Annotated in this window: 13 protein-coding genes and 1 tRNA gene; 10 read left to right on the top strand and 4 right to left on the bottom strand. The window is 72.6% G+C overall.

Translation table 11 applies throughout. The features are described 5' to 3' along the window. Positions 1–2: 2 nt before the first annotated feature. Genes VIG76_RS09790 through VIG76_RS09780 form a run of 3 tightly spaced genes read right to left on the bottom strand, consistent with a single transcriptional unit; the run spans position 3 to position 2,346 of the window. Entirely contained in the window at positions 3–749 is a 747-nt protein-coding gene (locus VIG76_RS09790; protein ID WP_331953623.1) for an ABC transporter permease, read from the bottom strand. Continuing rightward, a complete protein-coding gene (locus tag VIG76_RS09785; protein ID WP_331953621.1) occupies positions 749–1,447 on the bottom strand; it encodes an ABC transporter permease in 699 nt (232 codons plus the stop codon). Before VIG76_RS09785 ends, VIG76_RS09790 begins: the two co-directional genes overlap by 1 nt. Continuing rightward, complete coding sequence (locus VIG76_RS09780; protein ID WP_331953619.1) at positions 1,447–2,346, bottom strand: ABC transporter ATP-binding protein; 900 nt, start codon at positions 2,344–2,346, stop codon at positions 1,447–1,449. Before VIG76_RS09780 ends, VIG76_RS09785 begins: the two co-directional genes overlap by 1 nt. Positions 2,347–2,560: 214 nt before the next feature. Here VIG76_RS09780 and VIG76_RS09775 point away from each other — a divergent pair, with 214 nt between their 5' ends. After that, positions 2,561–3,553, top strand: coding sequence for an App1 family protein (locus tag VIG76_RS09775; protein WP_331953694.1), 993 nt, complete (start codon positions 2,561–2,563; stop codon positions 3,551–3,553). Between the two features lie 101 nt (positions 3,554–3,654). On the opposite strand, the gene VIG76_RS09770 is transcribed toward VIG76_RS09775, so the two are convergent. Then, complete coding sequence (locus tag VIG76_RS09770; RefSeq protein WP_331953617.1) at positions 3,655–5,055, bottom strand: glucose-6-phosphate dehydrogenase; 1,401 nt, start codon at positions 5,053–5,055, stop codon at positions 3,655–3,657. 215 nt (positions 5,056–5,270) lie between these two features. Between VIG76_RS09770 and VIG76_RS09765 the strand changes: the two genes are divergently transcribed. The 9 genes from VIG76_RS09765 (at position 5,271) to VIG76_RS09725 (ending at position 12,712) form a co-directional block, all read left to right on the top strand. Next, entirely contained in the window at positions 5,271–5,450 is a 180-nt protein-coding gene (locus VIG76_RS09765) for a hypothetical protein (RefSeq protein WP_331953615.1), read from the top strand. A 114-nt stretch (positions 5,451–5,564) separates the two neighbouring features. Next, positions 5,565–6,392: a UbiA family prenyltransferase gene (locus tag VIG76_RS09760; RefSeq protein ID WP_331953613.1), complete on the top strand. Its 828-nt coding sequence runs from the start codon at positions 5,565–5,567 to the stop codon at positions 6,390–6,392. A 40-nt stretch (positions 6,393–6,432) separates the two neighbouring features. Beyond that, positions 6,433–7,662 (top strand): FAD-binding protein, encoded by a 1,230-nt coding sequence (locus VIG76_RS09755; RefSeq protein ID WP_331953611.1) that lies wholly within the window; start codon positions 6,433–6,435, stop codon positions 7,660–7,662. Beyond that, positions 7,659–8,819: an acyl-CoA dehydrogenase family protein gene (locus VIG76_RS09750; protein ID WP_331953609.1), complete on the top strand. Its 1,161-nt coding sequence runs from the start codon at positions 7,659–7,661 to the stop codon at positions 8,817–8,819. The genes VIG76_RS09755 and VIG76_RS09750 overlap by 4 nt, the downstream gene beginning before the upstream one ends. 42 nt (positions 8,820–8,861) lie before the next feature. Beyond that, positions 8,862–10,301: an MFS transporter gene (locus tag VIG76_RS09745; protein ID WP_331953607.1), complete on the top strand. Its 1,440-nt coding sequence runs from the start codon at positions 8,862–8,864 to the stop codon at positions 10,299–10,301. A gap of 57 nt (positions 10,302–10,358) precedes the next feature. Next, positions 10,359–10,431: transfer RNA gene (locus VIG76_RS09740), tRNA-Ala, on the top strand. A 345-nt stretch (positions 10,432–10,776) separates the two neighbouring features. After that, on the top strand, positions 10,777–11,064 hold the full coding sequence (locus VIG76_RS09735) for a hypothetical protein (RefSeq protein WP_331953605.1): 288 nt from the start codon (positions 10,777–10,779) through the stop codon (positions 11,062–11,064). A gap of 106 nt (positions 11,065–11,170) precedes the next feature. Next, positions 11,171–11,983: a DarT ssDNA thymidine ADP-ribosyltransferase family protein gene (locus VIG76_RS09730; protein ID WP_331953603.1), complete on the top strand. Its 813-nt coding sequence runs from the start codon at positions 11,171–11,173 to the stop codon at positions 11,981–11,983. A gap of 36 nt (positions 11,984–12,019) precedes the next feature. Further along, complete coding sequence (locus tag VIG76_RS09725) at positions 12,020–12,712, top strand: RNase H family protein (RefSeq protein ID WP_414640631.1); 693 nt, start codon at positions 12,020–12,022, stop codon at positions 12,710–12,712. Positions 12,713–12,813 lie beyond the last annotated feature (101 nt).

Genomic DNA, 12,813 nt, shown 5'->3' with positions numbered 1-12,813 from the left:
GTTCAGTTCCCTTCGGAGATGGGTGCCCCACTGGGTGCGGTCAGGACTCGCCTGCCGCGTGCTGTGGATCTTCCGCCGAGGCCGCGGGGCACCCCGCGCGGCACGGTGAGTCGTTGGGCGAGCGCGAGGATCGCGTCCGCGAGGAGGGCGAGCGCCGTCACGAGGATGGAGCCGCCCACCATCTGCACGTAGTCCTGGGTCGCGGCGCCGGCGATGATGAACTGCCCGAGGCTGTCGTACCCGAACTCGGAGACGAGCGCCACGGTGGCGATGATCTGGAGCGTCGAGCTGCGGAGGCCGCCGAGCAGCAGCGGGGCGGCGAGCGGGATCTCGACCTTCCGGAGGATCTGCCATTCGGTCATGCCGGTGGCCCTCGCCGCGTCGATGGTCTGCCGGTCGATCGACTCGAGCCCCGCGTAGGCCCCCGCGAGCAGCGGCGGGATGCCGAGCAGGGAGAACACCGCGACCGGCACCAGCACGCCGGCCCCGAGCCCGATGAGCAGGATGGACAGCAGGCCGAGCGTGGGGAACGCGCGCACCACGTTGCCGGCGAGGATCGCGATGCCGCGCCCGCGGCCCGTGTGCCCGATCGCCAGGCCGATCGGGACGGCGACGACGATCGCGACGAGCAGGCTCTGGAACGTGAGCAGGAGGTGGGCGGCGATCTCGCCGCCGATCCCGAGCCCGCTGTTCACGGAGACCCAGTTCCCCGGCGTGAAGATCCAGGCGATCCCCTGCAGGAGCAGCATCAGATGCTCCCCGTGACCTTCACCGGCAGCGCCTCGAGGCGAGCCCGGTCCCCACCCCGGACCGACTTGCCCCGGTTCCAGGGCATCAGCAGCCGCCCGACCAGCGCCAGGATGAGGTCGAACACCGCCGCGAGCACGAGCACCATGACGAACCCGACCGCCGCCTCGAGCAGGAAGGCCCGCTGGTACGCGTCCGTGAAGAGGCTGCCGAGGCTGGGGATGCCGACGAGCGCTCCGATGGTCACGAGGCTGATCGTGCTGACCGAGACCACCCGGATGCCGGCGAGCAGCACCGGTCCGGCGAGCGGGAGCTCGACCCGGAAGAAGCGCTGGGACCCCGAGTAGCCCTGCGCGACCGCGGACTGCCGCACATCCTCCGAGACCGCCGCGAAGGCGTCAGCGGCGGAGCGCACCATGATCGCGACCGCGTAGATCAGCAGCGCCACGATGACGTTCAGCGGGTTGAGCAGGCTCAGCCCGAGCAGCACGGGCACGAGCACGACCAGGGCGAGGGCCGGGATCGTGTAGAGGACGTTGCCGACGGTGAGCAGCACGCCGCGCGCCGCGGGCGAGCGGCTGGCCCAGTAGCCGAGGGGTATGGACACCAGGAACCCGAGGACGATCGGCGGGACGGCGAGCGCGATGTGATCGAGCGTCAGCCCACCGATGTCGGCGAGATGGGTCCATACCCAGTCCATCAGGCGTCCCCCGCCTGATCCGTCTTGTTGGAGACGCTTCGGGACTTGGGCCCGGTGCCGACCAGCTCGAGCCGGCCGCCGGGTGCGGTGATGACGCCGGCCGCGTAGCCGGCCGCGTCGACGAGGAGCACCTCGTCGCCGGTGCCGGGCTCGGCCGTGAGGCGGCGCTTGCCGCGCTTGGCCCCGATGAAGTCGGCCACGAACTCGTTCGCCGGGTTCGCGAGGATCTCCTTGGGGGTGCCCACCTGCGCGATTCGGCCGCCGCGCTGCAGGATGACGACCTGGTTGCCGAGCAGGAACGCCTCGTCGATGTCGTGGGTGACGAAGACGACGGTCTTGCCGAGCGTGCCCTGCAGCCGCAGCAGCTCCTGCTGCAGCTCGTCGCGGACGATCGGGTCGACGGCGCCGAACGGCTCGTCCATCAGGAGGATGTTCGGGTCGACCGCGAGGCCGCGGGCGACCCCCACGCGCTGCTGCTGGCCGCCCGAGAGTTGGGCCGGATAGCGGCCGGCGAGAGCGCGGTCGAGCCCGACGCGGTCGAGCAGGCCGAGCGCGTCCTCACGCGCCTTGCGCTTCGGGACGCCGGTGAGCATCGGCACCGTCGCGACGTTGTCCGCGACGGTACGGTGCGGCAGCAGGCCGGAGTTCTGCATCACGTAGCCGATGCTGCGCCGCAGCCCGACCGGCGGGATCTCGGCGATGTCCTTGCCGTCGATGAGGATCGAGCCGCTGCTCGGATCCACCATCCGGTTGATCATCCGCAGCAGCGTCGTCTTGCCGCAGCCGGACGATCCGACCAAGACCGTCGTCTCGTGGGACGGGATCGTCAGCGAGAAGTCCTCGACGGCCGTCGTGCCGTCGGGGAACGTCTTCGACACGTGGCGGAACTCGATGGCCATGGACCGCCTCCGTCCCTCTCGAACCTGCGCCTCGAAGGCGCACATCCGGGAAGTCTAAGCACGGGGTGGGACGCCGATATGTGCGCATCCGGAAACGGCCGTAACGATCCGACTCGGTGCGTTCTGCAAGACTCGGGCCATGGCCGCGCCGGGACGACCTCGTTTCCGGCGCCGCACACCCCCGCCGGCGGTGGAGCAGGCGGTCGGGCGCGCGATGCGCGTGGACGACGCGATCCGGGAGCTCCGCGAGCGGCGGGCGCGCCGACGCGGCTTCGTGCCGACCGTCATCCCCTACACCGGGTACGGGTCTCCGGACTGGGTCCGGGTGCTCGGCCGCGTGCTGCTCGCCGGCCGGCCGGGGCGCGCGGCGCGGATCGAGTCGCTGCGCGGCTGGCGGAGCTTCACCAGCGTGGCCGTCGAGAACCAGCCCGTGAAGGTGACGATCGGCGACGTCGTGCACCACGTGGTCGCCGACCGCGGCGGGGTCATCGACGTGCGGCTGGAGGCGCACCTGGAGCCCGGATGGCACCGGGTCGTGCTCGAGACCGAGGGCGAGGGCCGCAACGCGCCGCCGGTCGAGGCGCCCGTGTTCGTGCTCGATCCGGACGCCCCGTTCGGCGTCATCTCCGACATCGACGACACGGTGATGATCACCGCCCTGCCGCGGCCGCTGCTCGCCGCCTGGAACACGTTCGTGCTCGACGAGCACGCGCGCGCCGCGACGCCCGGGATGGCCGTGCTGTACGACCGCCTGCACCGCACGCATCCGAAGTCCCCGGTCGTCTACCTCTCGACGGGTGCGTGGAACGTCGCCCCGACGCTCACGCGGTTCCTCAGCCGCAACCTCTACCCGCCCGGGCCGCTGCTGCTCACCGACTGGGGCCCGACGCCCGACCGCGTCTTCCGCTCCGGCCGGCAGCACAAGATCGACGAGCTGGAGCGCATCGCGGAGGAGTTCCCCGAGATGCGCTGGCTCCTGATCGGCGACGACGGGCAGCACGACGAGGAGACCTACCGCGGGTTCGCGGAGGACCATCCGGAGAACGTGGCCGCGATCTGCATCCGCCGCCTCTCCCCCGGTGAGGCGGTGCTGGCCGGTGGCCGCTCACGCGAGGGCGGCCAGGCGACCACGCCGGGCGTGCACTGGATCTACGCCTCCGACGGCAAGGGCCTGGCCGAGGAGCTGGCGAAGGCCGGGTTCCTGTAAGTCCTGGCACTCCCTGCGAGTTCAGGTGAGTTGCCACTCTCCGCCCTCGAGGGCGCGCTTCAAGGGCCAGAAGTGGCAACCCACCGCATGCGGGTGAGTTGTCAGGCGCTCCAGCTCGCCGGGCCGTCGCTGCCCGCGGGGTAGTCCTCGAGCGGGACCTCGTCCTTGCCCCACGCGTCGAGGATCGGCTGCACGATCCGCCAGCACTGCTCCGCCACGTCGCCCCGGACCGAGAGCGTCGGATCGTTGCCGAGCACCCCGCGCATCACCTCGCCGTACTCCGTGACCGGGCTCTTCGGCAGGGTGGCGCTGACGTCGCCGGACTCGAGGCCGAACGGCATCGAGCCGCCGCCGGCGGTGAGCTCGAGCGAGAGCCGCGGAGGCTTGAAGCCGATCACGATGCGCTCCCGGCCGGCGTCGCCGGTCTGCCCGTCGGGGCGATGCCGCACGGGCCGGAGCCTGAGCACGATCTCGTCCCGCGGGGCGCCGACCGCCTTGCCCGACCGCAGCACGAACGGCACGCCCGCCCACCGCGCGGTGCGCACCTCGAGGGCGACCTCGGCGAGGGTCTCGGTCTTCCGTTCCGGATCCACGCCGTCCTCCTCCACGTACGACGGCAGGTGCTTGTCGCCCACGTCGCCCGCGGTGTAGCGGGCGCGGCGGGACGGCGCATCCGTGTTCGGGAACACCGGCCCGTGCTCCCACACGCGCGTGGCGCGCAGCGCGGCGGCGGTCGCCTCGCGGAGGTCGACCGCGTCCACGGCCGAGGGCGCCTCGGTCGCCACGACCGAGAGCACCTGCAGCAGGTGCGACTGGAGCATGTCCTTCAGCGCGCCTGCGGAGTCGTAGTAGCCGGCGCGACCCTCGAGTCCGAGCCGCTCGTCGTAGACGATCTCGACCCGCTCGACGTCGTCGGCGTTCCAGATCGGGTTGAAGAGCCGGTTGTCGAAGCGGAGCGCCAGCATCGCGAGCGTCGCCCGCTGCCCGAGGAAGTGGTCGACGCGGTGGATCTGGTCCTCGGGGACCACGGACCGCAGCGTCTCGTTCAGCTCGGCGGCGCTGTCCGCATCCGTGCCGAACGGCTTCTCGACCGCCAGCACGGTGCGCTTCGGCAGATCGAGGTCCTTCAGCACCTCGGCGACCTTGAAGACGACGGCCGGCGGCAGCGCGAAGTAGACGACGAGCTCGTCGCCGTCGACCTCCTTCAGCAGCCGCTTCCAGTCGTCGGCGCTGGTGGAGTCGGCCTGCAGGTACTTGGTGCGCTCGAGGATGGCGTCGGCGGCGGCGCCCGACGCCTTCACCCCGTCGAACGCCGTCGTGACGGTGTCGCGCCACTCGCCGTCGCCGAGCTCCGAGCGCCCGGAGCCGATCACGGTCAGCCCCTCCACGAGGTCGAGGTCGGCCTGCTCGCCGCCGGCGATGAGGCTCCCGATGCCGGGCAGCAGCAGCCGCTTCGTCAGGTCGCCGGTGGCTCCGAGGATGATCAGCGTCGCGTTCGTCACGGTCCGAACTGTAGGGAGGACCGCTGGAGGCCCGGTGCGCGGTCGCCCGGACGCAGCAGAGGGGTACGGCGGATGAGGACATCCGGGGTACAGGAAGCGGCCTCTCCAGGGTGTACCGACCGGTCTGTATCACCTGGAGTGGGGCCTGGAGTCCCCCCATCCGGATGCGTACCGTTCCTCATGTCCGAACCGAACGAACCCGATCCGAGGAACCCGTGTCCCCCTTCACCGCCACCGTCGCCCCCGACGGCTCCGCGACCGGCCGCCGCGAGCGGCTCGGCAGCCTGGCGATGACGGGTGCGCTGCTGGTCCTCTGCACGACCGGGCTCATCGCGACGTCCATCCAAGCGCCTCCCCTCGCGCCGACCACGGCGACCGTCCCCATCGGTCGCTGACCTCCTTCGGGATCCCCGGGGCGTCCATCCGCGCCTCCCCGACACCGGCGACGCCGGGTGACCGCCTCCCCTCGAAGTCACCCGGCCCGCCGCCCCCTCGGCAAGAATGACCACGTGACCTCCCGCGGCACCGCCGCCGCGCTCGCCCGCAGCGCCCACCTCGGTCCGACGCTCGTCGTCACCGGGGTCACGCTGGGGCTCGGCATCGCGGTCGGCGCCGACGCCTGGCGGGTGGCGCTGCTCACGGCCGGGATGCTGCTCGGCCAGCTGTCGGTCGGCTGGTCGAACGACTGGCTCGACGCCGGCGCGGACCGGGCCGCCGGGCGCACCGACAAGCCGGCGGCTGATGGGCGGATCGACCCCGCCCTGCTCCGGACGGCCGCGTTCGTCGCGCTCGTGCCGGGCCTCCTGCTGCCGCTGCCCGCCTCGCCGCCGGCCGCCCTGCTCCACGTCGTGTTCGTCGCCTCCGCCTGGACCTACAACCTGGGCCTGAAGCGCACCCCCGTCTCGGTGCTCCCCTACATCGTGAGCTTCGGCAGCCTGCCCGCGCTCGCGACGCTGCTGCTGTCCCCGCCGATGTGGCCGCCGTTCTGGGCCACCGCCGCCGGCGCGGCACTCGGCATCGCGGCGCACTTCGCGAACGTCGTGCCGGACGTCGAGGCGGATCGTGCCGAGGGCTCCCGCGGGCTGCCCCAGCTGCTCGGGGCCCGGGTCGCGGGAGCACTGGCGGCCCTCGTCGTGCTCGGCGCCGCGGTGCTGATCGCGGTCGGCGCCCGGCCGGGCCCGGTCGGGCTGATCGCCCTCCTGCTCACGGTGCTCGCGGCGGTGGTCGGGCTCGTCGCCGCACTCAGCGCACGGCCGACCCGCACGGCGTTCCGCGCCGTCATGGCGGCCGCGCTGCTGCTCGTCGTCGCCCTGCTTGCGGCCGGGTCGGCGCTCTGACCCGCGCAACGGCCCCTGCCGCGGTTGCTAGGTTGCGGCTGTGGCGACCGAACGCAACTGGGCCCGCAACCTCACCTACTCGGCGCCCATCGCGCATCCGGGATCCGTCGAGGCGGTCTGCGAGCTCGTCGCCACATCCCGTCGCGTGCACGCGCTCGGCACCCGGCACTCCTTCAGCGACTGCGCCGACGGCGACGGCGTGCTCGTCGCGCTCGACCGGTTGCCCGTCGAGGTCGAGATCGACGAGGCGGCCCGCACCGCGACCGTGAGCGCCGCGGAGCGGATGGGTGACGTCGGCCAGGCGCTCGACGAGCGCGGCTGGGCGCTCGCGAACCTGCCGTCGCTCCCCCACATCTCGATCGGCGGCGCGGTCGCGACCGGCACGCACGGCTCCGGCGACCGGCTCGGCACCATGTCGAGCGAGGTCCGTGCCCTCGAGCTGATCGACGCCGACGGCCGGCTCCGGCAGGTGACCGGCGACGAGGTGGCCGGCTCCGTCGTGGCGCTCGGCGCGCTCGGCGTCGTGACGCGCCTGACCGTCGCGATCCAGCCGACCTACGAGATCCGCCAGGACGCGTACCTCGACCTGCCCTGGTCGAGCCTCGAGGCGTCGTTCGACGCGATCACCTCGGCCGGCTACAGCGTCAGCATGTTCACGCGCTGGCGCGACCCGGTCGAGCGGGTGCTCGTGAAGTCGCGGGGCACCGTGCCGCCGGAGGACCTGTTCGGCGCACGGCCCGCCGGTGGCCGGATGGGCGTCGCGGAGATCGGCGTCGCGACGAAGAACACCGAGCAGGGCGGCGTGCCCGGGCCCTGGTGGGACCGGCTGCCGCACTTCCGGATGGCGGCGACGCCGAGCGTCGGCGAGGAGCTGCAGAGCGAGTACCTGGTCCCCAGGGCCACCGCCCTGCAGGCGATCGCGACGGTGCGGGAGCTCGCGGACGACCTCGATCCGGCCCTCCACGTCACCGAGCTGCGCACCATGGCCGCCGACGACCTCTGGCTGAGCGGCGCGTACGGCACGGACGCCGTCTCCATCCAGTTCACCTGGCGAGACCTGCCCGACCTCGTGCTCCCGCTGCTCCCCCGGCTCGAGGAGCGGCTGCTGCCGCTCGGCGCACGGCCGCACTGGGGCAAGCTCTTCGCCGCGTCCGGCCTGTGCCTGCGCGACCACTACCCGCGCTGGACCGACTTCGAGGCGCTGCGCGACGCGCGGGACCCGGAGCGGAAGTTCGGCAACGCCTTCCTCGAGAGGATCTTCGGCTCATGACGTCCCTGCTCGGCGACGACCTGCTCGCCCGCATCCACGACCGCGCGGCCGGGTACGACCGCGACAACCGCTTCCCCGACGAGGACTTCGCCGAGCTGCGCGCGGCCGGCTACCTCGCCGCCCTCGTGCCCGAGCGGCTCGGTGGGGCCGGCCTCTCCCTCGAGGAGCTCACGGCTGAGCAGTCGCGCCTGGCCGCCGCGGCGCCGGCGACCGCGCTCGCCGTGAACATGCACCTCGTCTGGACCGCGGTCGCGAAGACCCTGCTCGACCGCGGCGACGACTCGCTCGAGTTCGTGCTGCGCGAGGCGGCAGCCGGGGAGGTCTTCGCCTTCGGCGTGAGCGAAGCGGGCAACGACCTCGTGCTGTTCGGCTCGACCGTCGACGCGGCGCCCCGGCCCGACGGCGGCTACGCCTACACCGGCACGAAGACCTTCACCTCGCTGTCGCCGGTCTGGACACGGCTCGGCACCTTCGGGCTCGACAGCACCAGCGAGGACGCCCCGAAGATCGTCTGGGGCTTCCTCGACCGCAGCGCGGCCGGCATCGAGATCGTGCCCGACTGGGACACGCTCGGGCAGCGCGCCACCCAGAGCCACACCACGCGCCTGTCGGACGCCGTCGTCGCGGCTGACCGGATCGTGCGGCGCCTGCCGCCAGGACCGAACCCGGATCCGCTCGTCTTCGGCGTGTTCGTGAACTTCGAGGTGCTGCTCGCCTCCGTCTACGCGGGCATCGCGCACCGCGCCGTCGCGCTGGCCGCCGAGGCCGCGACCCGCCGCACGTCCCTGAAGCTCGACGGGGCGCCGCGCTCGGACGACCCGGACATCCGCCGGCGGATCGCATCCGCCGCCCTGATCGACGACGGGCTGGACCCGCAGATCCGCGGCCTCGCCCGTGACCTCGACACGCAGGCCGACCACGGCCGCACCTGGTTCGCGAAGGCCTCGGGACTGAAGGTGCGGGTGACGGAGCAGGCGAAAGCGGCGGTCGACCAGGCGATCCTCGTGGGCGGCGGCAGCGGGTACGCGGCGTCGAGCGAGCTGGCGCGCCTGTACCGGGACGTGCTCGCCGGCGCCTTCAACCCCTCGAGCGCCGACTCCGCGCTCAGCACCATCGCGACCGCCGTGCTCGGTCCGGTGTCCACTCCCGCGTCCTGAACCTCCACTGAGCGCGGAGCGGGAGCGACCTAGCATCGTGCGGTGAGCTCCGACGTGCCGTCCCGCTACCGGCACCCGCAGCTGATCCTCGTGATCTGCTGCCTGAGCCTCTTCATCGTGACGCTCGACGCGACGGTGACGAACGTGGCCCTGCCCTCCATCGGCAAGGACCTGCACGCGGGCGTCGCGAGCCTGCAGTGGACCCTCGACGCGTACACGCTGACCATCGCCAGCTTCCTCGTCCTGGCAGGCTCGAGCGGCGACCGGTTCGGCCGGCGCCGGGTGTTCCAGACCGGGCTCGTGATCTTCGGCGTCGGCTCGATCCTCTGCAGCCTCGCCGTGTCGGACGGCATGCTGATCGGCTCGCGGGTGCTGCAGGCGATCGGCGGCTCGATGCTCAACCCGGTCTCGCTGTCGATCGTGACGAACACCTTCACCGACAAGCGCAGACGCGCCCGGGCGCTCGGCGTCTGGGGCGCGATCAGCGGGGTCTCCCTCGGCTTCGGGCCGCTCGTCGGCGGGATCCTCGTCGACACGATCGGATGGCGGTCGATCTTCTACGTCAACGTGCCGATCGTGATCGCGGCCGTCGCGCTCACCGCGCTCTTCGTGCCGGAGTCGAAGTCGGACCGGGTGCGGCGCTTCGATCCGGTCGGGCAGCTGCTCATCATCGTCGGGCTCGCAGGGATCGTGTTCGCGATCATCGAGGGGCCGCAGCTCGGGTGGGGGTCGCCGCTGACGATCGGCGCGTTCGTGGTCGGGCTGGCGGCCCTTCTCGCGTTCGTGCCGTACGAGCTGCACCACGACGATCCGCTGATCGACCCCCGCTTCTTCGCGAGCATCCCGTTCTCGTCGGCGATCCTCGCGGCGATCGCGGCCTTCGGCTCGTGGGGCGCGTTCCTGTTCACGAACACGCTCGCGCTGCAGGACGCCCGACACCTCTCACCGGTGATGACGGGGCTGCTGTTCATGCCGGCGGGCGTACTCATCCTGCTGACCTCGCCGATCTCGGGGCGCCTGGTGGGGACGCGCGGCACGCGGCTGCCGATGACGCTCTCTGGCCTCATCATCGCCGCCGCTGCGGTGCTGCTGACCTTCACGACGGCGACGTCGCCGATCGCGCTGATCCTCGTGATCTTCGCGATGTTCGGCGCCGGGTTCGGGCTGGTGAACGCGCCGATCACGAACACGGCCGTGAGCGGGATGCCGAACTCGCAGGGCGGGGCTGCGGCGGCGATCACCTCGACGGGCCGTCAGGTGGGCACCGCCCTCGGCATCGCGCTGGCGGGCACGGTCACGGGCGCATCGGGGAGCGCGAAGGTGGGGCCGTCGTTCGTCGTGGACGCGCATCCGCTCTGGTGGACGATCATGGCGGCCGGCGCCGCGATCGTCGTGATCGCATCCGTCAGCAACACGGATTGGGCGACCCGCACGAGCAAGCGGGTCACCCCGATGCTCGCCGAACCGCAGGCGAGCGGCTGAAGCCGATGTCGGCCCGGGTGTCGGTGTACACTCGACAGGCCGCTTCAGGCGGTGCACGGGTCTGTGGCGCAGCTGGTAGCGCACCTGCATGGCATGCAGGGGGTCAGGGGTTCGAGTCCCCTCAGATCCACCGAACGAGAAGACGCCCCGTCCGCCAGGACGGGGCGTCTTCTCGTTGGTCGGCCTCGAGGGATCGAGAAGCTGCTTCCAGGGTGGGCCCCGCTCGAGCAGTCCGGCGCAGCGCCGTAGGCGATGTGGGGGCGGCTCGAGTGGGATCGAGTCCCCTCGGATCCACCGAACGAGAAGACGCCCCGTCCGCCAGGACGGGGCCTTCTGTCGTTCCCCGATGATGCCCGCGCGTCGGTGCCGCTCGCCGGCCTGCGGCGATGGAGCTCGATCACGCCCTCGGCGACCGGCTGCTCGACAGCGATCCGGCGCTCCGATGGCAGGTCGAGCGCGGCGAGACCGTCGCGCCTTGGGCCACGCACTTCGCCTACCCCTCCGCTGGGTCTCCAGCGCCCTGAAGGCGACCGACCACGTCCGTCTTGCGGCGATGCACGGCGGTTCACGGCCGCATCCGCGCCGCCTTGCGGAGGCCATCCAGGTCGTCCGCGCCGGACAGGACGAGCAGGGCCGGTGGCGGCAGGACCTCCGGCATGCGGGCGAGGTCTGGCTCGAGGTCGGCGTCGGGCCGGGCGAGCCGTCGAAGTGGCTGACCCTGCACGCGCTCCGCGTGCTCGACTGGTCGGACACCGCCGCCTGAGGCCATCCGCCCTGAGCGATCTCGGCGCGAGCCGCCGACCCCGCCGACAGAGAAGGCGCTGGAAGCGCGTAGCGTTGACTCCGGGGATCGACGCGCGGATGGAGGGGTGACAGTGGCTGAATGCATCCACGGATTCGATGAAGGCCTGTGCGACATCTGCTTCCCGCGGGTCGCGCCGGAGGCGCCGCCGACCGTCGCGGCATCGGCGACCACCACGACGCGTGCCCGGCCGGCCAGGAAGCCGACGCGGGCGACCGCGTCCCGCATCACGGCCTCACGGCGCATCGCCGGCGTCGGCGTGGCTGCCCCCACCGGGCCGCCGTTCGCGAGCCGCCGGCTCTACCACTGGACGCACGCGCGCAACCTCGAGGCGATCCTGCTCGACGGCGTCGTGAAGTCGATCGCCGGCGGCGCCGACCCCGACGTCGACATCGCCGCCCCGCTCGTCCGGGAGCTCCGGGCTGCGGCCGATGTGGGCGACGGGACGAAGGTCGACACGTACGTGCCGTTCGCGCTGACGCCCGACGCCGAGCGCTGGGCGGAGCTGCGCGAGGGCGGTATCGGCGCCCAGTTCTCGACCGCCGCGCGCCTCAGCTCCCCCACCGAGTACGTGATGCTCGTCGTGCCCGCCACGGTCGCGGGCGCCGACGCGGTCGTCGCCCTCGGCGACGCATCCGCTCCCGCGACGGGCTTCTCCATCGGCGACCCGGCGCGCGCCGTCGCGAAGGCGAGCCGCGAGGACCCCGAGCTCGCGGGGGTGGAGGTGCTGCTGCCCGGGCCCGTGCCGATGACGGCCGTCACGATGATCGGTGTGCCGAACGAGCCGATGCGCACGCGCGTGCGGCGCATGTTCGACGCGGTCGAGGGCTCGGCGCCGCGCATCGTGGTGCACCCGCCCTGGTTCACGCCCGCGGGGTGAGCGGGTCGCTCCCCCTCGGCTTCCTACGATGATCCGGTGACGATCACCGCTGCCGCCGACGGATCCGCGCTCGGCAACCCCGGTCCGGCCGGCTGGGCCTGGTACATCGACGAGGACCGCTGGGACGCGGGCGGCTGGAAGCACGGCACGAACAACATGGGCGAGCTGAAGGCGGTCCTCGAGCTCTTCCACGCGACCAGCGGCGTCGACGATGACCTGCTCGTCCTCTGCGACAGCCAGTACGTCATCAACTCGGTGACGAAGTGGATGCCGGGCTGGAAGCGCAAGGGATGGCGAAAGGCCGACGGCAAGCCGGTGATGAACGTCGAGCTGCTGAAGGAGCTCGACGAGGCCATCGCCGGCCGGCGGTACCGGTTCGAGTGGGTGAAGGGTCACGTCGGCCACGAGCTGAACGAGGCGGCCGACGAGCGCGCCCGCGCGGTGGCCACCGCCTACCAGCGCGGCGCGGCGATCCCGTCGGGCCCCGGCTTCGGCGTCGCGCCGTCACCCCGGCCCGCGCAGCCCGCGCTTGCGACCCCGGTCGATGCGGCTCCGCGCGTCGCGCCCCCCTCGCTGTTCGACATCGCGGACGCGGCGAGCGGTACGCCCGGCTCCAGGAGCGTCACCGTCGAGCTGCCCGAGGACGAGTGGGCCCGCCTGGAGCGGCGCGCGCGCCGGGCGGGCATCAGCCCCGAGCAGCTGCTGCGGGAGCTCGCCGCCCGCGCCTGAGCGCCGGAGTCGCAGCGACGCGGACCGCGATCCCGTGGGTTGCCACTTCTGGCCCCGGAAGCCGCGCCTCGAGGGCGAGAAGTGGCAACCCACCGGTGGGG

The organism is Amnibacterium sp., from assembly GCF_036559085.1.
Lineage (GTDB): Bacteria > Actinomycetota > Actinomycetes > Actinomycetales > Microbacteriaceae > Amnibacterium.
Note: the sequence above shows the minus strand (reverse complement) of the source record. Positions and strands in the feature narration are given on the sequence as shown.